The sequence below is a fragment of the Streptomyces ferrugineus genome, from assembly GCF_015160855.1.
GTDB classification, from domain to species: Bacteria; Actinomycetota; Actinomycetes; order Streptomycetales; family Streptomycetaceae; genus Streptomyces; species Streptomyces ferrugineus.
The window spans coordinates 2,550,768-2,574,456 of sequence record NZ_CP063373.1; the positions used below are offsets into that span (position 1 = coordinate 2,550,768).

General features: G+C 71.9%; 28 protein-coding genes. 23 read left to right on the plus strand and 5 right to left on the minus strand.

Going from position 1 to position 23,689, the window contains the following annotated elements:
* Nucleotides 1-37: 37 nt before the first annotated feature.
* Together IM697_RS11600 and IM697_RS11605 are read left to right on the plus strand one after the other, a co-directional pair.
* Nucleotides 38-862, plus strand: coding sequence for an ABC transporter permease (locus tag IM697_RS11600; protein WP_194047248.1), 825 nt, complete (start codon nt 38-40; stop codon nt 860-862).
* 34 nt (nt 863-896) lie between these two features.
* Nucleotides 897-1,628, plus strand: coding sequence for an AAA family ATPase (locus tag IM697_RS11605; protein WP_194047250.1), 732 nt, complete (start codon nt 897-899; stop codon nt 1,626-1,628).
* 653 nt (nt 1,629-2,281) lie between these two features.
* Here IM697_RS11605 and ybaK read toward each other — a convergent pair.
* The 4 genes from ybaK to IM697_RS11625 all read right to left on the minus strand — a co-directional run bounded on the left by ybaK (nt 2,282) and on the right by IM697_RS11625 (nt 6,313).
* The gene (gene ybaK, locus IM697_RS11610; RefSeq protein WP_194047252.1) at nt 2,282-2,788 is read right to left on the minus strand and encodes a Cys-tRNA(Pro) deacylase; all 507 of its coding nucleotides are present in this window, start codon (nt 2,786-2,788) and stop codon (nt 2,282-2,284) included.
* A gap of 14 nt (nt 2,789-2,802) precedes the next feature.
* The gene (locus IM697_RS11615; protein ID WP_194047254.1) at nt 2,803-3,540 is read right to left on the minus strand and encodes an LON peptidase substrate-binding domain-containing protein; all 738 of its coding nucleotides are present in this window, start codon (nt 3,538-3,540) and stop codon (nt 2,803-2,805) included.
* Between the two features lie 11 nt (nt 3,541-3,551).
* A complete protein-coding gene (locus IM697_RS11620) occupies nt 3,552-4,589 on the minus strand; it encodes a hypothetical protein (RefSeq protein ID WP_194047256.1) in 1,038 nt (345 codons plus the stop codon).
* Between the two features lie 134 nt (nt 4,590-4,723).
* Nucleotides 4,724-6,313, minus strand: a complete 1,590-nt coding sequence (locus tag IM697_RS11625; RefSeq protein ID WP_194047258.1) for an oxidoreductase — start codon at nt 6,311-6,313, stop codon at nt 4,724-4,726.
* A 181-nt stretch (nt 6,314-6,494) separates the two neighbouring features.
* Between IM697_RS11625 and hisD the strand changes: the two genes are divergently transcribed.
* The 10 genes from hisD to IM697_RS11675 all read left to right on the plus strand — a co-directional run bounded on the left by hisD (nt 6,495) and on the right by IM697_RS11675 (nt 14,190).
* Nucleotides 6,495-7,820 (plus strand): histidinol dehydrogenase, encoded by a 1,326-nt coding sequence (gene hisD, locus IM697_RS11630; RefSeq protein WP_194047260.1) that lies wholly within the window; start codon nt 6,495-6,497, stop codon nt 7,818-7,820.
* Nucleotides 7,817-8,929: a histidinol-phosphate transaminase gene (locus tag IM697_RS11635; protein ID WP_194047262.1), complete on the plus strand. Its 1,113-nt coding sequence runs from the start codon at nt 7,817-7,819 to the stop codon at nt 8,927-8,929. The genes hisD and IM697_RS11635 overlap by 4 nt, the downstream gene beginning before the upstream one ends.
* On the plus strand, nt 8,926-9,519 hold the full coding sequence (hisB, locus tag IM697_RS11640) for an imidazoleglycerol-phosphate dehydratase HisB (protein ID WP_037889654.1): 594 nt from the start codon (nt 8,926-8,928) through the stop codon (nt 9,517-9,519). The genes IM697_RS11635 and hisB overlap by 4 nt, the downstream gene beginning before the upstream one ends.
* 4 nt (nt 9,520-9,523) lie before the next feature.
* Nucleotides 9,524-9,688, plus strand: a complete 165-nt coding sequence (locus IM697_RS11645) for a hypothetical protein (protein WP_194047265.1) — start codon at nt 9,524-9,526, stop codon at nt 9,686-9,688.
* The gene (gene hisH, locus IM697_RS11650; RefSeq protein WP_194047267.1) at nt 9,685-10,326 is read left to right on the plus strand and encodes an imidazole glycerol phosphate synthase subunit HisH; all 642 of its coding nucleotides are present in this window, start codon (nt 9,685-9,687) and stop codon (nt 10,324-10,326) included. Before IM697_RS11645 ends, hisH begins: the two co-directional genes overlap by 4 nt.
* Nucleotides 10,327-10,330: 4 nt before the next feature.
* Entirely contained in the window at nt 10,331-11,056 is a 726-nt protein-coding gene (priA, locus tag IM697_RS11655; RefSeq protein WP_194047269.1) for a bifunctional 1-(5-phosphoribosyl)-5-((5-phosphoribosylamino)methylideneamino)imidazole-4-carboxamide isomerase/phosphoribosylanthranilate isomerase PriA, read from the plus strand.
* Entirely contained in the window at nt 11,053-11,448 is a 396-nt protein-coding gene (locus tag IM697_RS11660) for a RidA family protein (RefSeq protein WP_194047271.1), read from the plus strand. The genes priA and IM697_RS11660 overlap by 4 nt, the downstream gene beginning before the upstream one ends.
* 13 nt (nt 11,449-11,461) lie before the next feature.
* Entirely contained in the window at nt 11,462-12,217 is a 756-nt protein-coding gene (gene hisF, locus IM697_RS11665; protein WP_194047273.1) for an imidazole glycerol phosphate synthase subunit HisF, read from the plus strand.
* A 117-nt stretch (nt 12,218-12,334) separates the two neighbouring features.
* Nucleotides 12,335-12,925: an ArsR/SmtB family transcription factor gene (locus tag IM697_RS11670; protein ID WP_194047276.1), complete on the plus strand. Its 591-nt coding sequence runs from the start codon at nt 12,335-12,337 to the stop codon at nt 12,923-12,925.
* Between the two features lie 14 nt (nt 12,926-12,939).
* A complete protein-coding gene (locus tag IM697_RS11675; RefSeq protein ID WP_194047278.1) occupies nt 12,940-14,190 on the plus strand; it encodes an MFS transporter in 1,251 nt (416 codons plus the stop codon).
* Nucleotides 14,191-14,194: 4 nt separating this feature from the next.
* On the opposite strand, the gene IM697_RS11680 is transcribed toward IM697_RS11675, so the two are convergent.
* The gene (locus IM697_RS11680) at nt 14,195-14,830 is read right to left on the minus strand and encodes a TIGR03085 family metal-binding protein (RefSeq protein WP_194047280.1); all 636 of its coding nucleotides are present in this window, start codon (nt 14,828-14,830) and stop codon (nt 14,195-14,197) included.
* Nucleotides 14,831-14,913: 83 nt separating this feature from the next.
* On the opposite strand from IM697_RS11680, the gene hisI reads away from it, so the two are divergent.
* The 11 genes from hisI (at nt 14,914) to lgt (ending at nt 23,657) form a co-directional block, all read left to right on the plus strand.
* Complete coding sequence (hisI, locus tag IM697_RS11685) at nt 14,914-15,315, plus strand: phosphoribosyl-AMP cyclohydrolase (RefSeq protein ID WP_228044625.1); 402 nt, start codon at nt 14,914-14,916, stop codon at nt 15,313-15,315.
* Nucleotides 15,316-15,326: 11 nt separating this feature from the next.
* The gene (locus IM697_RS11690; protein ID WP_194047284.1) at nt 15,327-16,814 is read left to right on the plus strand and encodes an anthranilate synthase component I; all 1,488 of its coding nucleotides are present in this window, start codon (nt 15,327-15,329) and stop codon (nt 16,812-16,814) included.
* A gap of 81 nt (nt 16,815-16,895) precedes the next feature.
* Nucleotides 16,896-17,537: a TIGR02234 family membrane protein gene (locus IM697_RS11695; RefSeq protein WP_194047286.1), complete on the plus strand. Its 642-nt coding sequence runs from the start codon at nt 16,896-16,898 to the stop codon at nt 17,535-17,537.
* A 114-nt stretch (nt 17,538-17,651) separates the two neighbouring features.
* Nucleotides 17,652-17,903: an HGxxPAAW family protein gene (locus IM697_RS11700; RefSeq protein ID WP_194047288.1), complete on the plus strand. Its 252-nt coding sequence runs from the start codon at nt 17,652-17,654 to the stop codon at nt 17,901-17,903.
* Between the two features lie 79 nt (nt 17,904-17,982).
* On the plus strand, nt 17,983-18,435 hold the full coding sequence (locus IM697_RS11705; protein ID WP_194047290.1) for a DUF2752 domain-containing protein: 453 nt from the start codon (nt 17,983-17,985) through the stop codon (nt 18,433-18,435).
* Nucleotides 18,436-18,568: 133 nt separating this feature from the next.
* The gene (trpC, locus tag IM697_RS11710; protein ID WP_194047292.1) at nt 18,569-19,378 is read left to right on the plus strand and encodes an indole-3-glycerol phosphate synthase TrpC; all 810 of its coding nucleotides are present in this window, start codon (nt 18,569-18,571) and stop codon (nt 19,376-19,378) included.
* 42 nt (nt 19,379-19,420) lie between these two features.
* Complete coding sequence (gene trpM / locus IM697_RS45875) at nt 19,421-19,597, plus strand: tryptophan biosynthesis modulator TrpM (protein WP_407699651.1); 177 nt, start codon at nt 19,421-19,423, stop codon at nt 19,595-19,597.
* Nucleotides 19,598-19,674: 77 nt separating this feature from the next.
* Complete coding sequence (trpB, locus tag IM697_RS11715) at nt 19,675-20,961, plus strand: tryptophan synthase subunit beta (RefSeq protein ID WP_194047294.1); 1,287 nt, start codon at nt 19,675-19,677, stop codon at nt 20,959-20,961.
* A complete protein-coding gene (gene trpA / locus IM697_RS11720) occupies nt 20,958-21,776 on the plus strand; it encodes a tryptophan synthase subunit alpha (protein ID WP_194047295.1) in 819 nt (272 codons plus the stop codon). The genes trpB and trpA overlap by 4 nt, the downstream gene beginning before the upstream one ends.
* A gap of 86 nt (nt 21,777-21,862) precedes the next feature.
* Nucleotides 21,863-22,636: a DsbA family protein gene (locus tag IM697_RS11725; protein ID WP_194047298.1), complete on the plus strand. Its 774-nt coding sequence runs from the start codon at nt 21,863-21,865 to the stop codon at nt 22,634-22,636.
* A gap of 85 nt (nt 22,637-22,721) precedes the next feature.
* Nucleotides 22,722-23,657 carry a prolipoprotein diacylglyceryl transferase gene (gene lgt / locus IM697_RS11730; RefSeq protein WP_194047300.1) on the plus strand — a complete coding sequence of 312 codons (936 nt, stop codon included), beginning with the start codon at nt 22,722-22,724 and terminating at the stop codon, nt 23,655-23,657.
* Nucleotides 23,658-23,689: the final 32 nt, after the last annotated feature.

Genomic DNA, 23,689 nt, shown 5'->3' on the forward strand with positions numbered 1-23,689 from the left:
CCCCAGTGATCCCCAGTGTGAAAGGGAGCAGCGCCACGTGAGTGTCGTACCCGCCGAGGTTCTGCCGGGCAGCGCCCTGGCCGTGGACGAGACGGCCTCCCCGGCCACGGCCGAGCTCGGGCCGCGTGCGCGGCTGTGGCCGTCGCTGTGCGCCGTGTACCGGGCGCAGCTGTCCCGGGCGCGGGTCGCACGCATTCCGCTGCTGTTCGTGGCGACCTTCCAGTCGATCGGGATCATGATCCTGATGCGCGGGGTCGTGGACGGCGGGGCCGAGGCGCAGGCCGTGGTGGCCGGGTCGGCGGTACTCGTGGTCGCCTTCGTCGCGCTGAACCTGCTCGCCCAGTACTTCGGGCAGCTGCGGGCCAGCGGCGGGCTCGACCACTACGCCACGCTGCCGGTGCCGCCGGCCGCCGTGGTGCTGGGGGCGGCGGGGGCGTACGCCTCCTTCACCGTGCCGGGGACCGTGGTGACGGCCGTGTTCGGGTGCGTGCTGTTCGGGCTGCCGATGGCGCATCTGTGGGTGCTCGTCGCGGTGATCCCGCTGGCCGGGGCCGCGCTCGCCGGGCTCGGGGCGGCGCTGGGGCTGCTCGCGCCGCGGCCGGAACTGGCCACGCTGCTCGGGCAGCTCGGCATGTCGGCGGCGCTGCTGCTGGGGGTGCTGCCCGCCGAACGGATGCCGGAGGCGGTGCGCCTTGCGCGGGATCTGCTGCCCTCGACGTACGGCGTGGAGGCCTTCGCGCGGACCTTCGGGGAGCGGCCGGACTGGGCGTTCGTGCTCGGTGACCTGGCCGTGTGCGGGGTGGTCGGCGTGGTCTCGCTGGCCGTCGCCACCTGGGCGTACCGCCGGGCGGCCGTCCGGTGACGCGCCGCACAGGTCGGTTTGGCACGATGGCAGGGTGACCGCTCCGCTGACTCCTCCACCGCCGCCGCGTGAACCGTCCCCCAACGGGGGGTGGCAGCCGCCTGCTGCCGGTCCTGCGGCTGCCGTGCCGCATGACGCGATATCCGACGCCCCGCCCGGGGCACAGGGCCCGCATGGCTCTCCCGGCCCGTACGGCATATATGGCTCGTACGAACAGGACGGTCCTGGCATGAAGACCGAAGTGCGAGAGGCCGCCGTGGTCGCGGTGGTGGTGGCGCTCTTCGGGGCGCTGCTCGGGGTGTTGTGGTGGCGGCTGGCGCCGAGTGTGCCGCTGGTCGGGGACGTCGTGGACGGCCAGTGGGTCGTCTACTTCAAGGACTCCGAAGGGGAGCAGGCCGTCGGGGTGGACGGAACGTTCACTCTGCTTGCGCTGGGGTTCGGGCTGGTCAGCGCGGTTGCCGTGTTTCTCTGGCGGCGGCGTGGGGGTGTGCCGTTGGTGGTGGCGCTGGCCGTCGGGGGGCTTCTCGGGGCGCTGCTCGCGTGGCGGGTCGGGGTGTGGCTCGGGCCCTCGGGTGATGTGATCGCCCAGGCGAAGGAAGCGGGTGAGGGGGTTGCGTTCTCGGCGCCGTTGAAGCTGGGGGCGAAGGGGGCGTTGCTGGCGTGGCCGTTGGGTGCGTTGGTGGTCCATCTCGGGCTGATGGCGTTGTTCGGGCCTCGGGATGCGGAGCCGGAGCAGCTGGGGGTGCATGGGGTGCCGCCGGCGTAGGGCTTCGGTGGGTTCGCGCCCACGCCGGGCTGTTTCTCGCCCCCGCCGCCCCTACCCGTCCCATCCCCAGGGGCGCCGCCCCTTCGACCCCGGTGCTCGCTGGGGGCTGCCGCCCCCAGACCCCCGCGTCGGCCCTTAAGGGGCCTTGTCCTCAAACGCCGGACGGGCTGACTGATGCGGGCCGGCGCCGGAAGGTGGCGTCCCCTGCCGGGTGGGTGGGGGTTCGGGATGGTGTGGTCTTGTGCTCGCACGCGGGACTGGTTGAGGGGTGTGGGCTGGCCGGTGTTGGGTGGGGTGCCCTGTTGGGTGGGTGGGGGTTCGGGGTGGTGGGGCCCCGTGCTCGCACGCCGGGCTGGGTCTTGGGCGCCGGGTGGGGTGGAGGGCGGGCGGCGGTGTGGGGAGGGGGCGTTGGTTGCTGGGTGGGCTGCTTGGCGCTGGTCGGGGGAATGAGCGCTTGGTGCGTCGGAGGGGGTGGGAGCGGTGCCGGGTCGGTCGGTGATGTCGGCCGGCCCGGCGGTGCACTGGGCTGTGGTGGTTCTACGCCGGTCGGTGGCCGTGGTTCGAGCGGCCCTTCTTGGTGCGCCACTTGCGTTTGCGGGTTTTCTTCGACATGTCCCTCGTACTTAACCGAGGGCACCGCTCCCGTCGAGGGGTCACGCGCGCCCGATGGGGGCGAGTACCGCGTCGGTGAGCTTGGTGAGGTCCTCGGGGGAGAGTTCGACCTCCAGGCCGCGGCGGCCCGCCGAGACGCAGATCGTGGGGTGGGCGCAGGCCGAGGCGTCCAGGACCGTGCGGAGCTTCTTGCGCTGGCCCAGGGGGGAGATACCGCCCCGGACGTAGCCCGTCGTGCGTTCCGCCAGGGCCGGGTCGGCCATCGCCGCGCGCTTGCCGCCGACCGCCGACGCCAGGGCCTTGAGGTCGAGCTGGCCCGCCACCGGGACCACGGCCACCGTGAGGCTGCCGTCCACATCCGCCACCAGCGTCTTGAAGACCCGCTCGGGTGACACGCCCATCGCCTCCGCGGCCTCCTCGCCGTAGGAGGGGTGGGAGGGGTCGTGGTCGTAGGCGTGGACCGTGTAGGTGATGCCCGCGGAGGTGAGGGCCACCGTCGCGGGGGTGCCGCCCGGTTGGGGGTGGTTCTTCTTCGACTTCTTCGCCATGTCGGCCGGTCCCGTCAGTTCAGGCTCGTCGGGCCGCGCGTCAGGTCCGACGCCGGCAGCGACGGCAGCGTACGGATGATCGAGGTCTCGGCGCGAAGGAGTTTCAGCTCGTCGCGCAGCCGGGACGCGGTGTCCGGGGCCTGGAGCAGACGCTGCTTGGTCGGCGTGTCCAGCATCATCGCGGCCGCGACCAGGTAGGACACGACCGAGGGCTGGTCGGGGAGGTCGGCCGTGGTGGACAGGGACCGTTCCCGCGCGCCCGCCAGGCGCTTCTGGTACTGGCGGAACGACCGCAGCACCCCCTCCGCCAGCGCCCCCGCCTCGTCGCCCGGTTCCTCCGGGAGCTCTTCCAGTTCCGCGGTCAGGAACGGCCCCGACGCGTCCACCGACACCAGCCGCACCCGCGTCGTCCCCGTCGCCAGCACCTCGAACGTGCCGTCGGCCCGCTCCCGGATCGTCGCCGCGTCCGCCACACAGCCCACACCGTGGAAGGACTTCACCGGGTCCTGGCCGAAGCCCGCGGTCGGCCCGCGGTCGGGCTGGGCGGTCGGGTCCGGCATACCGGGGGCGCTCGGGGCCACCTCGTGGCCGTCGCGGATCGCCACGACGGCGAAACGGCGCGATTCCTCCTCGGGGGTCTTCAGCAGCTCGCGCATCATGGCGCGGTAGCGCTCCTCGAAGACGTTCAGCGGAAGGACCAGGCCTGGGAACAGCACCGAGTTCAGGGGGAAGAGCGGAAGGTGGACGGTCACGGCGCCAAAGCCTAGTGGTCGTCGCAGTGAACGCGTCTCGCCCGCCCACCTGGTGGATGCCCGCGGCCCGCACCCTGCGCCGCCCGCACCCTCACCTCGTCGCGCATCTCCAGGAACCGGCCCAGCGGATCGTCCGAGAGCCGGCTCCACGGGAAGGAGGTGGCGTACGGCCCGATCAGGCGGAGCTGCTCCAGGGCGTCCTCCCAGCGGCCCAGCCGTACCAGGACGTACGTCAGCTTGTTGCGGACGGCGGCGGGCCACACGTCGGTCGCCGGGAACCGGGCGGAGAGCGCGATGGCCCGGTCGGCCGCCGCGTCCAGCCGCTCGCGCGGCACGCCCGGCCCGCAGCCGTCGTTCAGGTAGGCGAGGACGGCCCGGGTCGGCAGCGCCTGGACGAGGGAGTCGGCCGGGGTGTCCTGAGCGGCCCGGTCGGCGAAGTCCAGGCACTCCCGGTGCGAGCCGTGCCAGGAGGAGGCCAGGTAGTGCAGGGCGGCCACATGGCAGCCGTAGTGGCGCGGGGCGCGGCGCAGCGCCGCCTCCCACAGCTCCCCGAAGTAGGTGTGCCCGGCGCGTGAGCCGCGCGCGTGGTCCAGGGCGATCCGCCACGGCACCGGGTCGCGGTCGTCGGCGCGGGCGGCGGCGGTGATCATCGGGCTCACCCCGCGCAGCGTCTCGGCCCGGGCCGGCGACCGCCAGGCGTGGTCCACCGCGAGCTGGGCCCTGATCAGCAGCGCGTCCGGGTCCTGCGGGGCGGTCGCGTACCAGGACTGAAGCCACTCGGGGCGCGAGCGGGCGAAGGCAGCCAGGTGCAGCGTGTATGTGTCGCGGTGCTCCCACTGGGCGTGCCGCCGGGTGGCGGCGAGTAGTTCGGCGGCGGGTTCGTACGCACCCTGCCCGGCCGCTACCAGCGCGGGGCCGAGGCGGTCGTCGGGCGCGTCGAGGAGCACGTCGTCGTCGGCGGGGAGCCCGGTGACGTCGGCGGGGAGCCCGGTGACGGGGCGCTCGGCGGTCGTCCGGGACGCCCGGCCGAACGGGAGCATCGAAGCCATGCCACCCCCTTGCGCCCGCACCGGCGCCGCTCTCGCGGACCGGGTCGCTCGCCGTCGTGGTCGCTCAATCAATGGTTGCGGTAGAGGTGACCACTCAAAACCGGCGATGGTTGTACGCGCGTCCGGGTGACGGGTCAGCCGCGTCGCAGCAGACGTGTCGCCCCGGCCGCGACCGTCGTCGCCAGGACCCAGCCCAGCAGGATCATCGCCGCGGCCAGCCACTGCCAGGCGCCGCTGAGCTGCCAGAACCCGACCTGGCCGAGATCGATGACCGGCAGCAGCAGGTCGAGGGCGAACAGCGGCGGGTTCCAGGTCGGATGCTCGCCGCCCTTGAGCGGAGGGGGGTCGGCGTGCGCGAAGGCCACCGAACTCGCCGCCCACAGCACCGCCATCCACACCGCCGCCCGGCCGGGCCGATAGCCGTAGGCGACCATCCAGTCCTGGGCGTACCCCCAGAACTTGGCCGCCGGCGGCAGCGTCTCGCGGCGTCGGCGCTGCTTGGCGAGCAGCACCTCGCGCGCGTCCTCGTCCTCACCGCCGTTGCGCAGGACGGCGGCCAGCCGCTCGTACGGCTCCGGGTTGTACTCGGCGGTCGCCGCGGCCACCCACTCCAGCCGCCGCTCCAGCGGGAACGGGCCGCGCGGCACGAGGTTCTCGTAGGTGAAGCCGCTCATGTGCAGCAGCCCCGGGTCCGGCCAGGCGTCCGCCCGGTCCATCAGGTTGACGATCCGCGCCCCCGACAGCACCACCCCGCCGCGCTCCGGCCGCTCCCCGAGGAAGCGCAGCTCGGGTGTCTGGATGCGGCGCAGCGACAGCTCCTGCTCGTCGGTGAAGGTGAACCGGGCCCGCTCCAGGTCGACCGCGTCCCCGAACCGCCCGTCGTCGAGGCGCACCCCGCCCTGGCACTCGAACCGCTGGATGCGCGTCCCGCGCGCGGGCGTACGGCCGCTCAGCAGCGGACTGCCGATGCCGGCCGGGGTCAGGTACAGGGTGCGCCCGACGGTCAGCTGGGGCGCGTTCAGCGCGAGCCGGGTGTACGGGTTGACCAGCCGAGCGCCCCGCAGGCTCAGCGACACGCCGATGCTGGCGCCGCGCAGGCTCAGCTCGCCGTGCGACTCCAGCATCTCGGCCTGGAGGTCCTGCCCGACGCTCATGCCGTCCGCGGCCAGCGAGCGGCCGCTGCGGTCCCGGTAGACGATCGCCTGGTTGAGCAGCAGATCGGTGCCTATGTGGGCGTCGGTGAGCCGTACGCCGTTGTGGAACCGGCAGCGCGGCAGATGCAGATCGCCCTCGGTCTGCACCCGGGCCGCCTCCAGCCGCGGTACCGCGCAGTCCACCAGGCGCACGGTCGTGAAGTGGGCCTCCGGCAGCAGGATCTCCCGGTCGAAGCGGCAGCCGCGCATCTCGACGTACGGCACCACGGTGCCACCCGCGAGGTCCATCGTGCCGCTGATCCGCACGCCGACCAGCTTCAGCGAGGACACCCGGCCCGCGAGGGCGGGCGGCCCGTCCAGCAGCAGCCAGCAGATGATCCGCGCGCGTACGGTGCGCTCGTCTCCCCAGGGATGCCCGCCGTGCGGATCGTCGACGATCGTGTCGCCGCTGCTCAGGTCGTACACGCTGCCGTTGCGGAAGGCCTGCCACATGCCGAGTTCGGCGGCGGTCAGGTCGTTCGGCAGGTCGTCCGGCAGGTCTCCGTCGCGGAGGCCGGCACCTTCGGTCACGTTTCGCCCATCCCCCTCATCTACTCATGGGTTCGTACAACTGTTCATGCCCGCTGGGTGACGCTCCGAACGCAAGACGTGAAGGTGATCTTCCGGGTTCCCGTGAGATCTTGGGAGGGATCTGTATCAGCCATTGATACGCGCGAACGGCGCCGGACCCGGGTCTGAGAGAATTGAGCCCGTGATCTCCCGAATCGATCTGCGCGGCGACGCCCTTCCTGAGGGTCCCGCCCTGCGCGACCTGCTGCCCCGAGCCGAGTTCGACGTTCAGGCCGCCCTGGAGAAGGTGCGCCCGATCTGCGAGGCCGTGCATCATCGGGGCGACGCGGCGCTGATCGACTTCGCCGAGAAGTTCGACGGTGTCAGGCTCGACCAGGTGCGCGTGCCGGTCGCGGCGCTCACGCGCGCGTTGGAGGAGCTCGACCCGGCCGTGCGCGCGGCCCTGGAGGAGTCCATCCGCCGCGCCCGTCTCGTCCACCGCGAGCAGCGCCGTACGACGCACACCACCCAGGTCGTGCCCGGCGGCTCGGTCACCGAGAAGTGGGTGCCGGTCGAGCGGGTCGGGCTGTACGCGCCCGGCGGTCGGGCCGTCTACCCGTCCTCCGTGATCATGAACGTCGTCCCGGCCCAGGAGGCCGGCGTCGAGTCCCTCGCCCTCGCCTCCCCGGCGCAGGCCGAGTTCGGCGGCCTTCCGCACCCGACGATCCTCGCCGCGTGCGCGCTGCTCGGCGTCGACGAGGTGTACGCCGCCGGCGGCGCCACGGCCGTCGCGATGTTCGCGTACGGCACCGAGTCCTGCGCGCCCACCAACCTGGTCACCGGCCCCGGCAACATCTGGGTCGCCGCCGCCAAGCGCTACTTCACCGGCAAGATCGGCATCGACGCCGAGGCGGGCCCGACCGAGATCGCGATCCTGGCCGACGCCACCGCCGACCCGGTGCACGTCGCCTCCGACCTGATCAGCCAGGCCGAGCACGACCCGCTGGCCGCCGCCGTCCTCGTCACCGACTCCGTGGAGCTCGCGGACGCGGTGGAGAAGGAGCTGGAGCCGCAGGTCGCGGCCACCAAGCACATCGACGACCGGATCGTCCCGGCCCTCAAGGGCAAGCAGTCCGCGATCGTCCTCGTGGACGGCGTCGACGAGGGCCTGCGGGTGGTGGACGCATACGGCGCCGAGCACCTGGAGATCCAGACCGCCGACGCGGCCGCCGTGGCCGACCGGGTGCGCAACGCCGGCGCGATCTTCATCGGCCCCTGGGCGCCGGTGTCGCTCGGCGACTACGCCGCCGGCTCCAACCACGTGCTCCCGACGGGCGGCTGCGCCTGCCACTCCTCCGGGCTGTCCGTGCAGTCCTTCCTGCGCGGCATCCACATCGTCGACTACACCAAGGACGCGCTGGCCGAGGTCGCGCATCACGTGGTCACGCTGGCGGAGGCGGAGGACCTGCCGGCACACGGCGCGGCGATCAAGGCGAGGTTCGGCTGGAAGGTGCCCGAGAGCAAGTGAGCGACGTACGTATCGACGATCTCCCCGTACGGGACGAGCTGCGCGGCAAGTCCCCCTATGGCGCGCCCCAACTCGACGTCCCCGTACGGCTGAACACCAACGAGAACCCCTACCCGCTGCCCGAGCCCCTGGTCGAGCGGATCGCCGAGCGCGTCCGTGAGGCGGCCCGCAACCTCAACCGCTACCCGGACCGGGACGCGGTCGAGCTGCGCACCCGGCTCGCCGAGTACCTGACGGACACGTCCGGCTACGAGGTGGGCCTGGCGAACGTCTGGGCGGCCAACGGCTCCAACGAGGTCATCCAGCAGCTGCTGCAGACCTTCGGCGGGCCCGGCCGCACGGCCATCGGCTTCGAGCCGTCGTACTCGATGCACGGGCTCATCTCACGCGGCACCGGCACCGGATGGATCTCCGGCCCCCGCAACGACGACTTCACGATCGACCTCGCCGCCGCCGAGAAGGCGATCGCCGAGCACCGGCCGGACGTCGTCTTCATCACCACGCCCAACAACCCCACCGGCAACGCGGTCCCGCCCGAGACGGTCCTCGCGCTGTACGAGGCCGCGCAGGCGGCGAAGCCGTCGATGGTGGTGGTCGACGAGGCGTACATCGAGTTCAGCCACGGCGACTCGCTGCTGCCGCTGCTCGAAGGCCGGCCGAATCTCGTCGTCTCCCGGACGATGTCGAAGGCCTTCGGCGCGGCCGGCCTGCGCCTCGGCTATCTCGCCGCGCACCCGGCGGTGGTGGACGCCGTCCAGCTCGTACGGCTGCCGTACCACCTCTCGGCCGTCACCCAGGCGACCGCCCTGGCCGCCCTGGAACACACCGACACGCTGCTCAAGTACGTCGAGCAGCTCAAGGCGGAGCGGGACCGGCTGGTCACCGAGCTGCTGGCGATCGGCTACGAGGTCACCGCGTCGGACGCCAACTTCGTGCAGTTCGGCCGGTTCGCCGACGCGCACGCCTTCTGGCAGAAGATCCTCGACCGGGGCGTCCTGGTCCGGGACAACGGCGTGCCGGGCTGGCTGCGGGTCACCGCCGGAACCCCCGAAGAGAACGACGCGTTCCTCGACGCGGTACGTGAACTGAAGAAGGAGCAGAGCGCATGAACCGCGTAGGACGTGTGGAGCGGGTGACCAAGGAGACCTCGGTCCTCGTCGAGATAAACCTGGACGGCACGGGCCAGGTCGATGTGTCGACCGGCGTCGGCTTCTACGACCACATGCTCGACCAGCTCGGCCGGCACGGTCTGTTCGACCTGACCGTGAAGACCGAGGGCGACCTGCACATCGACTCGCACCACACCATCGAGGACACCGCCCTCGCGCTGGGCGCCGCCTTCAAGCAGGCGCTCGGCGACAAGGTGGGGATCTACCGGTTCGGCAACTGCACGGTCCCGCTGGACGAGTCCCTCGCCCAGGTCACCGTCGACCTGTCGGGCCGCCCGTACCTCGTGCACACCGAGCCCGAGAACATGGCGCCGATGATCGGCGAGTACGACACCACGATGACCCGGCACATCCTGGAGTCCTTCGTCGCCCAGGCCCAGATCGCACTGCACGTGCACGTGCCGTACGGCCGCAACGCGCACCACATCGTGGAGTGCCAGTTCAAGGCGCTGGCCCGGGCCCTGCGGTACGCGTCCGAGCGCGACCCGCGCGCGGCCGGCATCCTGCCCTCCACGAAGGGTGCGCTGTAAAGCCATGAACGGTCTGTCGACCCTGCTGATCGTCGTCGGCCTCTTCCTGGTCGGCGGCATCTACTCCTTCGTCAAGCAGCAGATGCCGAAGAGCCTCATCGTGCTGCTCTCGATAGGCGCCGCGATGTGTCTCACCGCGGGCGTCCTGAGGCTGGAGGTGTGGAATTGACCAACCCCAAGAAGGTCGTGGTCTTCGACTACGGCTTCGGCAACGTCCGCTCCGCCGAGCGCGCCCTCGCGCGCGCGGGTGCCGACGTCGAGATCACCCGTGACTTCGACAAGGCCATGAACGCCGACGGACTGCTGGTGCCGGGCGTCGGCGCCTTCGCCGCCTGTATGCGGGGGCTGAAGGAAGCGCGCGGCGACTGGATCGTCGAGCGCCGGCTGTCCGGCGGGCGCCCGGTGATGGGCATCTGCGTCGGCATGCAGATCCTGTTCGCGCGCGGCATCGAGCACGGCGTGGAGGCCGAGGGCCTCGGCGAGTGGCCGGGCTCGGTCGAGCCGTTGCAGGCCGACGTCGTGCCCCACATGGGCTGGAACACCGTGGAGGCGCCGCCCGCCTCCGAGCTGTTCGCCGGTCTGGACGCGGACGCGCGCTTCTACTTCGTGCACTCCTACGCCGTCCACGACTGGACCCTTCAGACCGAGAACCCGGTGATGACCGCACCGCTGGTCACCTGGTCGACGCACGGCAAGCCCTTCGTGGCCGCCGTGGAGAACGGCGCCCTGTGGGCCACGCAGTTCCACCCCGAGAAGTCCGGCGACGCCGGAGCGCAGCTGCTCACCAACTGGATCGGAACCCTGTAGAGACATGGCCAAGCTCGAACTCCTCCCCGCCGTCGACGTCCGCGACGGACAGGCCGTCCGCCTCGTGCACGGCGAGTCCGGCACCGAGACCTCCTACGGCTCCCCGCTGGAGGCCGCCCTCGCCTGGCAGCGTTCGGGCGCCGAGTGGCTGCACCTGGTCGACCTGGACGCCGCCTTCGGCACCGGCGACAACCGGGAGCTGATCGCCGAGGTCGCGAAGGCGATGGACATCAAGGTCGAGCTGTCCGGCGGTATCCGTGACGACGCGTCGTTGGCCGCCGCTCTCGCGACGGGCTGCACCCGCGTGAACCTCGGCACGGCCGCCCTGGAGACCCCCGAGTGGGTCGCCAAGGTCATCGCCGAGCACGGCGACAAGATCGCGGTGGGTCTGGACGTACGGGGCACGACGCTCCGCGGCCGTGGCTGGACCCGCGACGGCGGCGACCTCTACGAGACGCTGGAGCGCCTCAACAGCGAGGGCTGCGCGCGGTACGTCGTCACGGACATCGCCAAGGACGGCACCCTCCAGGGCCCGAACCTGGAGCTGCTGAGGAACGTCTGCGCGGCGACGGACCGCCCCGTGGTCGCCTCCGGCGGCGTCTCGTCCCTGGACGACCTGCGGGCCATCGCCGAGCTGGTGCCGCTCGGTGTCGAGGGCTCCATCGTCGGGAAGGCCCTGTACGCGAAGGCGTTCACCCTGGAAGAGGCCTTGGAGGCTGTGTCGCGATGACATCGGATGCCGTACGGCGTGTGCAGAGCGGAAGTCCCTGGGAAGAGTCCTTCGGTTTCGCACGTGCCGTCGCGGCGGGCGATCGTGTGCTGGTGGCGGGCACGACCTCCTTCAAGGGCCATGTCCTGTACGGGGAGGGCGACCCGTACGAGCAGGCGAAGGTGGCGTTCACCGGCGCGCTGGAGGCGATCGCCGAGTTCGGGCTCGGCGTCGAGTCGGTGGTCCGGACCCGGATGTACCTGAGCCATCAGCGGGACGTCGACGAGGTGGCCCGGGCGCACAAGGACCTCTTCGACTCCGTGCGCCCGGTCTCGACCCTGGTGGTCGTGGAGGGCTTCGTCGACCCGCGCATCCTGGTCGAAGTAGAGATAGAAGCATTCAGAGGACGTTAGAGGAGCCGGTTTCATGACCCTGGCGGTCCGAGTCATCCCCTGCCTGGACGTGGACAACGGCCGGGTCGTCAAGGGTGTCAACTTCCAGAACCTGCGCGACGCGGGCGACCCCGTCGAGATGGCCAAGGTGTACGACACCGAGGGCGCCGACGAGCTGACGTTCCTGGACATCACCGCCTCGTCGGGCAACCGCGAGACGACGTACGACGTGGTGCGCCGCACCGCCGAGCAGGTGTTCATCCCGCTGACGGTCGGCGGCGGCGTCCGTACGGCCGAGGACGTGGACAAGCTGCTGCGCGCGGGCGCGGACAAGGTGGGCGTGAACACGGCCGCCATCGCCCGGCCCGACCTGATCCGCGAGATCGCCGAGCGGTTCGGACGGCAGGTGCTGGTGCTGTCGGTGGACGCGCGGCGCACGCCTGAGGGCACCTTCGAGGTCACGACCCACGGCGGCCGCAAGGGCACCGGCATCGACGCCGTCGAGTGGGCGCACCGGGCCGCCGAGCTGGGTGCGGGCGAGATCCTGCTCAACTCGATGGACGCGGACGGCACGAAGGACGGCTACGACCTGGAGATGATCCGGGCCGTGCGCAAGCACGTCACGGTCCCGGTGATCGCCTCCGGCGGCGCCGGCAAGCTCGCGGACTTCGCGCCGGCCGTCGAGGCGGGGGCGGACGCGGTGCTGGCGGCGTCGGTGTTCCACTTCGGGGATCTGCGGATCGGCGAGGTGAAGGACGCGTTGCGGGGGGCGGGGCACCCCGTGCGCTGACGGTGGGCTGAGCCCCGGTCGCCCTTGGGATGGCCGGGGCTTTCTCGTGGGCAGATGCGAAAGAGAAGTTGCGCAAAATATATTGTGCAATTTTTCTTTCGCATCTACGGTGGGGGCATGACGGACAAGGAACGAGGCCGCCGCATCACGGACGTGGGCACGATGAAGGCCCTCGCGCACCCGCTGCGCATGCGGCTGTACCGGAACCTGATGCTGGCGCGCGTCGCCACCGCCTCACAGCTGGCCGAGCTGGTCGACGAGGCCGTCTCACTGGTCAGCTACCACCTGCGCAAGCTCGCCGAGCACGGATTGATCGAGGAGGCCGAGCCGCAGCGCGCGGACGGCCGGGAGCGCTGGTGGCGGCCCGCCTCCGACGGCGTGAGCATCCACGACGAGGACTTCCGGGAGGCCCCCGAGGCGGCGGCCGCTCACACGGCGGCGAGCCGGCTCTTCGCCGAGCAGCGCACGGACATGTACCGCCGCTGGCTCGACGAGCGGACCCACTGGGGCCCCGAGTGGAACCAGGCGGCCCAGTCCTCCGAGTCCGCGCTGCGCCTCACCGCGGACGAACTGGACGAGCTGAACAGGGAGATGCTCGCGCTGGTCCACAGGTACGACGAGCACGGCCGGGCCGCCGAAGCCGCCGGCGACTTGGAGGGCCGCGAGAACGTCGCGGTGCACACGTACACCTTCCCGTTCCGCGCCTGAGAGGACCCCCTCCCGTGACCGCCACGCTCCTGGCCCCGTCCGACGGCATCGAACGACCCGCCCACCGCGACGGCAACGTCCTGCGCTGGCTCACCGCCTACACCGCCTCGATGACGGGCGACAGCGTCTACTACATCGCCCTGTCCTGGGCAGCCGTACAGGCCGGTTCGCCCTCGCAGGCCGGAGTGGTCATGGCGGTGAGCGCCCTGCCCCGGGCCCTGCTGATGCTGGGCGGGGGAGTGATCGCCGACCGGCTGGGGCCACGCAGGGTCGTCATAGGCAGCGACGCGATGCGCTGCGCGGCCGTGCTCGCGGTCGCGGCACTCCTGTTCCTCACCACGCCCGGACTGTGGCCGCTGGCCCTGCTGGCCCTCGTCTTCGGCACCGTCGACGCCGTGTTCATGCCGGCCGTGGGGGCCCTCCCCGCGCGCGTGACGAGCCGCGGGCAGCTCGCGCGCGTGCAGGGCATGCGCGGGCTCGCCATCCGCTTCGCGAGCGTCGTCGGCGCCCCGCTCGGCGGGCTGGCCGTGGCGGTCGGGGGCGCGGCCGCCGCGTTCGCCCTCGCGGGGCTGCTGATCGCCGTGTCGGTGCCACTGCTGGTCTTCGTACGGGTGCGGGAGTTGCCCTCCGACGACAGGGCCGCCTCTCAGCGCGACACCGCCTGGCGCGATCTGACGGCCGGTCTCGGCCACATCCGCCGACACCGCGTGCTCGCCCCGCTGATGGTGGCCATCGCCCTCGGAGACCTCGGCTTCGTCGGTCCGCTCAACGTCGGGCTGACCCTGCTCGCCGACGAGCGCGGCTGGGGCGCTTCCGGGATGGGCTGGGTGCTCGGCGGGTTCGGCGTCGGCGCGGGCGCCGCGTCCCTGCTGCTGACCGTGCGCGGGCACCTGCCGCACGCCGGGCGGGTGGCGGCGTACAGCATTCTCGGCGGGTCGGTCGCGATCGGCGCCCTGGCTTTCGCCCCGAACGTCGTCACGGCCATCGGCGTCGCCCTGCTCATCGGACTGCTCGCCGGACTCAGCGGGGCCATGTGCGGGGCCCTGCTCCAGACCCAGGCCGACCCCGCCTACCTGGGCCGCGTCACCGCCGTCTCCTCACTGGTCAGCCTCGGCTTCGCACCGCTGAGCATGCCGCTGTGCGCCGCCGCCATCGGGGCCTGGGGCACCGGACCGGTCTTCGTGGTCAGCGCGGCGGTGTGCGGGCTCGGCGGGGTCGTCGTCCTGGGCGTGCGCGACCTGCGGTGCGCGGAGCTGCCGAAGTGACCCCTCAGATCCCCAACTGCTTCGTCTCGTGCAGCTTGGCGATCGCGTCCTCGTCGCCGTCCAGCTCCACCTTGGCGGCGCTCTGCCGGCCGTAGGAGAACAGCAGCAGCTCCGACGGCTCGCCCGTCACCGTGACCACCGGCGTGCCCTTGTGGGCGACCGCCGTCTGGCCGTCGGGGCGGCGCAGCACCAGGCCGGTGGGGGCGCCGCGGCCCATCAGGCGGGCGGAGCGCTCCAGGCGGGACCACAGGGCGTCCTGGAACACCGGGTCGAGCTCGCGCGGAGTCCAGTCCGGCTGGGCGCGGCGGACGTCCTCGGTGTGGACGTAGAACTCGATCGTGTTCGACGCCTCGTCGATCTGCTTGAGCTGGAAGGGCGAGAAGCGTGGCGGGCCGGTGCGGATGAGCTGGATCAGCTCCTCGTACGGCTTCGCCGCGAACTCCTCCATCGCCTTGTCCAGGCGCGGCGCGAGCTGCTTGATCAGAATTCCGGCGGCAGCGTCGGGGCGGCGCTCGCGCACCACCACGTGCGCGGCGAGATCACGGGTCGTCCAGCCCTCGCAGAGGGTGGGGGCCTCGGGGCCCTCGGCCTCCAAGAGGTCGGCCAGGAGAAGTCGTTCACGCTTGGCGAAGGTCGACATGCAGTCAGCCTACGACCACCTATCAGGTCCGCCCAGTGGACGGCTGCCCAGGGTTGTCAGTGGCACGCGGCACAATGGCTTCCATGACCACCGGCACGCCCCGTCAGCCCAGCCCGCTGGACCCCGACATCACCGCGCGCCTCAAGCGCAGCGCGGACGGGCTCCTGCCCGCCATCGCCCAGCAGTACGACACCGGAGAGGTGCTGATGCTCGGCTGGATGGACGACGAGGCGCTGCATCGCACACTCACCACCGGCCGCTGCACCTACTGGTCGCGCAGCCGCCAGGAGTACTGGGTCAAGGGCGACACCTCCGGCCACTTCCAGTGGGTGAAGTCCGTGGCCCTCGACTGCGACGCCGACACCGTGCTGGTCAAGGTCGACCAGGTCGGCGCCGCCTGCCACACCGGGGCGCGCACCTGCTTCGACGCCGATGTGCTGCTCAAGGACGGCGCCGGTTCCGGCACACCGGCCCGGGATCAGTAAGGTCGGCCGCCATGGACCTCGAGACGTTCCGCAAGCTGGCCACCGACCGCCGTGTCATCCCGGTCACCCGCAAGCTCCTCGCCGACGGCGACACCCCGGTCGCCCTCTACCGCAAGCTCGCCGCCGAGCGCCCCGGCACGTTCCTGCTGGAGTCCGCGGAGAACGGCCGTTCCTGGTCCCGCTACTCGTTCGTGGGCGTCCGGTCCACCGGGACGCTCACCGAGCGCGACGGACAGGCCCACTGGCTCGGCGTCCCGCCCGTCGGCGTCCCCGCCGAGGGCGACCCGCTCGCCGCCCTGCGCGCCACCATCGAGACCCTGCACACCCCGCGCGACCTCGCCCACGACCTGGGCCTGCCGCCCTTCACCGGCGGCATGGTCGGCTACCTCGGCTACGACATCGTGCGCCGCCTGGAGAAGATCGGCCCCGGCGAGCGAGACGATCTGAAGCTGCCCGAGCTGACCATGCTGCTCACCAGCGACCTCGCCGTCATGGACCACTGGGAGGGCTCCGTCCTGCTGATCGCCAACGCGATCAACCACAACGACCTCGACACGGGCGTCGACGAGGCCTACGCGGACGCGGTCGCCCGCCTGGACGCCATGGAGGCCGACCTCTCCCGCCCGGTCGCCCAGCCACCCGCCGTCCTGCCGCCCTCCGAGCTTCCCCAGTACACCGCCCGGTGGGGCGGCGAGGACTTCCAGGAGGCCGTCGAGGACATCAAGGAGCGCATCCGGGCCGGGGAGGCCTTCCAGGTGGTCCCCTCCCAGCGCTTCGAAACGCCGTGCACGGCGAGCGCGCTGGACGTCTACCGGGTCCTCAGGGCGACCAACCCCTCGCCGTACATGTACCTGTTCCGCTTCGACGGCTTCGACGTCGTCGGCTCCTCGCCGGAAGCGCTGGTGAAGGTCGAGGACGGGAGGGCCATGGTCCATCCCATCGCCGGCACCCGGTGGCGCGGGGCCACCCCGCAGGAGGACCAGGCCCTCGCCGACGAACTGCTCGCCGACCCCAAGGAGCGCGCCGAGCACCTGATGCTGGTCGACCTGGGGCGCAACGACCTGGGGCGGGTCTGTGAGCCGGGCTCCGTCGAGGTCGTCGACTTCATGTCCATCGAGCGGTATTCGCACGTGATGCACATCGTCTCGACGGTGACGGGACGGGTCGCGCCGGGCCGCACCGCCTTCGACGTGCTGACGGCCTGCTTCCCGGCCGGCACCCTCTCCGGCGCCCCCAAGCCCCGCGCGATGCAGATCATCGACGAACTCGAACCGTCCCGGCGCGGTCTGTACGGCGGCTGCGTGGGCTACCTCGACTTCGCGGGCGACTCCGACACCGCCATCGCCATCCGCACGGCCCTGCTGCGGGACGGCACGGCCTACGTCCAGGCCGGCGCGGGCATCGTCGCCGACTCGGACCCGGTCGCCGAGGACACCGAGTGCCGCAACAAGGCGGCGGCGGTACTGCGAGCGGTACACACGGCGAACCGCCTCAAGTGAGCCGAGCGGGCGGCCGTTCGGACCCCGGGTGGCCGCTTCATCCGAACCCCGGGTGACTGATCGTCCGGGGTTCGGGTGATAGTGGAGTACGTGACTGCTGTACCTCACCCCCGTTCCGAAGCCCCCGGTTCCGCCCGGGCCGGCCGTATGAGTCTCGCCCTCGCCCTGCTGTGCGGGGCGCTCGGCGCGGCCGTGGCGCTGCTCGCCACCCGGCAGCGCTGGTCGGAGGGCACCGTGACGGTGGCGGGCGGCCCGTTCCCCCTGACCGCCAACGGCAGTGACGTCACCGGCGTCCCCGCGGCCCTGGCGATAGTGGGGCTGGCCGCGCTCGTCGCCGTCTTCGCCGTCCGCCGGGCCGGCCGCCTCATGGTCGCCGGCCTGCTCGCGCTCTCCGGCGCCGGCACCGTCGCCGCCGCCCTGCTCGGCGCCTCCGACAGCACCGCGCTCGACGAGAAGGCCGCCAAGGCCTCCGGCGACACCGCGGCCACCGTCGACGCCCTCACCCACACCGCCTGGCCGTACGTCGCGGCCGTCGGCGGCGTCCTGATCCTGCTCGCCGGACTGCTGGCCCTGCGCTACGGCCGCCTGTGGCCCGGCATGTCCGGCCGCTACGAGCGCGGCGGCGCCCCCCGGCCGCGCCGCCGGGCCCAGCCCACCGACCCCGACCGGCCCGAGGAACTCTGGAAGGCCCTCGACCGGGGCGAGGACCCCACCGGAGCCTGAGCCGGGGGGGCACGCCGTGACCCCCCATCACCGCACGCCTGCGCGTGCGGGACAATGACAGCGAGCGACCGGCTCACCCACGTACGACACGTACACAGCAACGAGGAGCAAGCAATGGCGGGCAGCAGCCACGGTCACACCCCGGCCGCCTGGACCGGTGTCACGATCGCCTTCATCGGTTTCTGCGTGGCGGGCGCCTTCATGGTGCTGGACCAGCCCGCGGGCTTCTGGGCCGGCCTGGGCCTCACGGTCCTCGGTGGCGTCATCGGCTGGATCATGAGCGCGATGGGCATGGGCCAGCCCAAGGACGCCCACAAGGCGCTGCTCACCACGCAGCAGCGCGAGGCCGCGAGCGTCGAGAGCTGATCCACGTACGACTTCGCTGAGGGGCGACCCGGCACCGATGGAGTGCCAGGGGGCGCCCCTCACGCGTGTGCGGGGCACAATGCATGACGTGAACGCCGACACCCAGAGGGTGACCGAGCCCCGTGCGGGCGCCGCCATGCCGGCGCGACTGGCCGCTCCGGCGGGCGTGCTCGCGGCCGTCGTCGGCGCCTTCGCCTACGTGGGCGCCGTCGACCCCAACGAACCCGGCCACTACCCCGCCTGCCCGCTCCTGCAGTACACCGGCATCTACTGCCCCGGCTGCGGCGGACTGCGCAGCGCGCACGCCGTCGTCCACGGGGACTTCCCGGCCGCGCTCCAGGGCAACGCGCTCGCCGTCGCCGGCTATGCGCTCTTCGCCGTGGTGTGGACCGTCTGGGTGGTCCGCGCGGTGCGCGGGCGCCGCCCGCCGAGGATCGACCTCGGGCCGGTGCACCTGTGGACCGCCGGTACGTTGCTGCTGGTCTTCACCGTTGTCCGGAACCTGCCGTTCGGTGGCTGGCTCCACCCTTGATCAACTCATGAACGTCCAGGTAGTGGGACCGGCGTCAACCGGATGCGAGGCCGACGCCCACCTACGGATACCATCGCAGTGACCACCGGTTTCGTACCGTTCACCGCCCACCGTCTGGAAGGGGGCCGCTCGCGTGAGTGTGCTCGACGAGATCATCGACGGAGTCCGTGCCGACCTCGCGGAGCGGCAGGCGCGCGTCAGCCTCGACGAGCTCAAGGAACGCGCGGCCAAGGCACCCGCGGCCAAGGACGGGGTCGCCGCGCTCAAGGGCGACGGCGTCAAGGTCATCTGCGAGGTCAAGCGCTCCAGCCCCTCCAAGGGCGCGCTGGCCGCGATCGCCGACCCGGCCGGGCTCGCCGCCGACTACGAGGCGGGCGGCGCGGCCGTCATCTCCGTCCTCACCGAACAGCGCCGCTTCGGCGGCTCGCTGGCCGACCTGGAGGCGGTCCGGGCCCGCGTGGACATCCCGGTCCTGCGCAAGGACTTCATCGTCACGTCGTACCAGCTCTGGGAGGCCCGAGCGTACGGCGCCGACCTGGCCCTGCTGATCGTGGCCGCGCTGGAGCAGCCGGCCCTGGAGTCCCTCATCGAGCGCGCCGTGTCCATCGGCCTCACGCCCCTGGTCGAGGTGCACGACGAGGACGAGGTCGAGCGCGCGGTCGACGCCGGCGCCAAGGTGATCGGCGTCAACGCCCGCAACCTCAAGACCCTCGAGGTCGACCGCGGCACCTTCGAGCGTGTCGCGCCCGAGATCCCGGACGCCCTGGTCAAGGTCGCCGAGTCCGGCGTCCGCGGTCCCCACGACCTCATCGCCTACGCCAACGCGGGCGCCGACGCGGTGCTGGTCGGCGAGTCCCTCGTCACCGGCAAGGACCCCAAGTCCGCGGTCTCCGACCTGGTGGCGGCGGGCGAGCACCCCGCATTGCGGCACGGTAGAGGCTGATCACCCGCTAGGCTGACCCCGATGACTCTCACCGTGACCACCATGGACCGGCACGCCCGCCTCGCGCGCGGCTGCCGCCCCCGTGGCTGCCGCGCGCCGGCACGCCGCGTGCACGGCCGCAGGGTCAGGTACGTCATCGGTGACGAACCCGGGCAGGTAAACGGCCGTCGATGGCAGCGCCCCTTCAGGGGCGCGGGGAACTGCGCGACCAGCCACTGACGGCCTACAGCCAACAGACAAACCCCGCCCCCACGGCGATTAGTGTCATTTCCACGCACTCACCGTGAGGTACAGGCATGCCCAGCGACTTCTTCATCCCCGACCCGCAGGGTCAACTCCCCAGCCCCGAAGGCTACTTCGGGGCGTTCGGCGGCAAGTTCATCCCGGAGGCCCTGGTCGCCGCCGTGGACGAGGTGGCCGTCGAGTACGACAAGGCCAAGCACGACCCCGAGTTCGCCCGCGAGCTCGACGACCTGCTGGTCAACTACACCGGTCGGCCGTCGGCGCTCACCGAGGTCCCCCGTTTCGCCGCGGAAGCGGGTGGCGCCCGGGTCTTCCTCAAGCGCGAGGACCTCAACCACACCGGCTCCCACAAGATCAACAACGTGCTCGGCCAGGCCCTGCTCACCAAGCGCATGGGCAAGACCCGAGTGATCGCCGAGACCGGCGCCGGCCAGCACGGCGTCGCCACGGCGACGGCCTGCGCCCTGTTCGGCCTCGAGTGCACCATCTACATGGGCGAGATCGACACCAAGCGCCAGGCCCTCAACGTGGCCCGCATGCGCATGCTCGGCGCCGAGGTCATCGCCGTGAAGTCGGGCAGCCGCACCCTCAAGGACGCCATCAACGAGGCGTTCCGCGACTGGGTGGCGAACGTCGACCACACCCACTACCTCTTCGGTACGGTCGCCGGCCCGCACCCCTTCCCCGCCATGGTCCGCGACTTCCACCGCGTGATCGGCGTCGAGGCCCGCCGCCAGCTCCTGGAGCGGGCCGGCCGCCTCCCCGACGCGGCCGTCGCCTGCGTCGGCGGCGGCTCCAACGCCATCGGCCTCTTCCACGCCTTCATCCCCGACACGGACGTACGCCTCATCGGCTGCGAGCCCGCCGGGCACGGCGTCGAGACCGGTGAGCACGCGGCCACGCTGACCGCCGGCGAGCCCGGCATCCTGCACGGCTCCCGGTCCTACGTCCTCCAGGACGACGAGGGCCAGATCACCGAGCCGTACTCGATCTCGGCGGGTCTGGACTACCCCGGCATCGGCCCCGAGCACTCCTACCTCAAGGACTCCGGCCGCGGCGAGTACCGCGCGGTCACCGACGACGCGGCCATGCAGGCGCTGCGCCTGCTGTCGCGCACCGAGGGCATCATCCCGGCGATCGAGAGCGCCCACGCGCTCGCCGGCGCGCTGGAGGTCGGCCGGGAGCTGGGCAGGGACGGGCTGATCGTCGTCAACCTGTCCGGCCGCGGTGACAAGGACATGGACACGGCCGCCCGGTACTTCGGCCTGTACGACACCGACGCCGAGGTCGCCGCCGACGCAAACGGCGGTGCCGCCGAGATCCAGGGGGACGCCAAGTGAGCGGGAACATTCAGCTGCTGTCCGACGCCCTCGCCGCCGCCAGGGCCGAGGACCGCTCCGCCCTCATCGCCTACCTCCCGGCCGGGTTCCCGACCGTGGACGGCGGTATCGAGGCGATCAAGGCCGCGCTCGACGGCGGCGCGGACGTCGTGGAGGTCGGTCTGCCGCACAGCGACCCCGTCCTCGACGGCCCCGTCATCCAGACCGCCGACGACATCGCCCTGCGCGGCGGGGTCAGGATCGCGGACGTCATGCGCACGGTCCGGGAGGCCCACGCGGCCACCGGGAAGCCGATCCTCGTCATGACGTACTGGAACCCCATCGACCGCTACGGCGTCGAGCGCTTCACCGCCGAGCTGGCCGAAGCGGGCGGCGCGGGCTGCATCCTGCCCGACCTGCCCGTCCAGGAGGCGGCGCTGTGGAGGGAGCACGCCGAGAAGCACGGGCTCGCCACGGTCTTCGTGGTCGCGCCCAGCAGCAAGGACGAGCGGCTCGCGCAGATCACCGCGGCGGGCAGCGGCTTCGTCTACGCCGCCTCGCTGATGGGCGTCACCGGCACCCGCGAGTCCGTGGGCGCACAGGCCCAGGACCTGGTGGAGCGCACCCGGGCCACCGGCACCGAACTGCCCGTCTGCGTCGGGCTCGGCGTCTCCAACGCCGAGCAGGCCGCCGAGGTCGCCGGCTTCGCCGACGGGGTGATCGTCGGCTCGGCCTTCGTCAAGCGGATGCTGGACGCGCCGGACGACGCGGCCGGCGTCGAGGCCGTCCGGGCACTCGCCGGTGAGCTGGCGAAGGGTGTGCGCGGACAGGCGTAACCAGGCGGGATTTCATACGGATCCCTCGTAAGGGTGGACCTGAGGCCGGGGAGGCGCGCTGCGCCTCCCCGGTTCGTTCTGCGGGTGTGAGCGAAAAGAATCGTGAGGGAAAGCGGACCGCCCGGGAGCGGCTGGCGGTCGAGCGGGAGAAGCAGAAGGCCGCCGACAAGCGGCGCCGCGCGCTGATCGTGGGCGCGAGCGTCGTCTGCGTCCTCGGACTCGCGGCGGTGGTCGGAGTCGTCGCGGCGAACGCCGGCAAGGACGACAGCAGTGACGCGGGGCCGGTCGTCGGGCCCTCGGGAGCGCAGGGCAAGGACGGTCTCGCGATCCCGGTGGGCGAGCAGGGCGCCAAGTCGACGCTCACGGTCTGGGAGGACTTCCGCTGCCCGGCCTGCAAGTCCTTCGAGGACGCCTACCGCTCGACGATCCATGAGCTGACCGACACCGGCAAGCTCAAGGTCGAGTACCACCTGGCGACGATCATCGACGGCAACATGGGCGGCACCGGCTCCCGCAACGCCGCCAACGCCGCGGCCTGCGCCCAGGACGCCGGGAAGTTCACGCAGTACCACGACGTGCTGTACGAGAACCAGCCGCAGGAGATCGACGACGCCTTCGCCAAGAACAGCAGGCTGTTCGAGCTCGCGAACAAGGTCAAGGGCCTGGACACGCCCGCCTTCCGCAAGTGCGTCGAGGACGGCACGCACAACAGCTGGGTCAACAAGTCCAACGAGGCGTTCCAGAAGGGCGGCTTCAGCGGCACGCCCACGGTGCTGCTGAACGGCAAGAACATCTACCAGGACCAGACGATGACCCCGGCCAAGCTGAAGCAGATGGTGGAGGAGGCCGCCAAGGGGTGAGCCCCGTCGGGCGGCTGCCTGTTATGGACCCGTAGCCGGGCCGCCCGACATCGGCGCCGCCCGGCAAGGTAGCGTCGACCTTGCCATGGAACTTGCCTACATTCCCAGCCCGTCGCGCGGAGTGATCAACCTCGGTCCCATTCCGCTGCGCGGCTACGCATTCTGCATCATCATCGGTGTCTTCGTAGCCGTCTGGCTCGGCAACAAACGCTGGGTCGCCCGGGGCGGGCGGTCCGGCACGGTCGCCGACATCGCGGTCTGGGCCGTGCCGTTCGGACTGGTCGGCGGACGCCTCTACCACGTGATCACGGACTACCAGCTGTACTTCAGCGAGGGCCGTGACTGGGTGGACGCCCTCAAGATCTGGGAGGGCGGCCTCGGCATCTGGGGCGCGATCGCCTTCGGCGCGCTGGGCGCGTGGATCGGCTGCCGCCGCCGCGGCATCCCGCTGCCCGCGTACGCCGACGCCGTCGCCCCCGGAATCGCCCTCGCGCAGGCCATCGGCCGCTGGGGCAACTGGTTCAATCAGGAGCTGTACGGGCGGGCGACCGATCTCCCGTGGGCCCTGAAGATCACGTCCTCGGCGGACGGGCGGGTGCCGGGCACGTACCACCCGACGTTCCTCTACGAGTCGCTGTGGTGCATCGGCGTCGCCGTGCTGGTGATCTGGGCCGACCGCCGCTTCAAGATGGGGCACGGGCGGGCGTTCGCGCTGTACGTCGCCGCGTACTGCGCGGGCCGGTTCTGGGTCGAGTACATGCGGGTCGACGACGCCCACCACATCCTGGGGCTGCGGCTGAACAACTGGACCGCGCTGATCGTGTTCCTGCTCGCGGTGGTCTACATCGTGGTGTCGGCGAAGAAGCGGCCCGGCCGGGAAGACGTGGTCGAGCCCGGCGCGGATGCCTCCGGCGGTGAAGCCGAGGGAGAGGCCGAGGCGGACGCCGATGCCGATGCCGATGCCGATGTCAAGGACGACGACGTCAAAGACGAGGCCGGGTCGGCGACCAAGAAGACGTGAGGTTCGGTCTTACGACCATGAGGGCGCCCGGA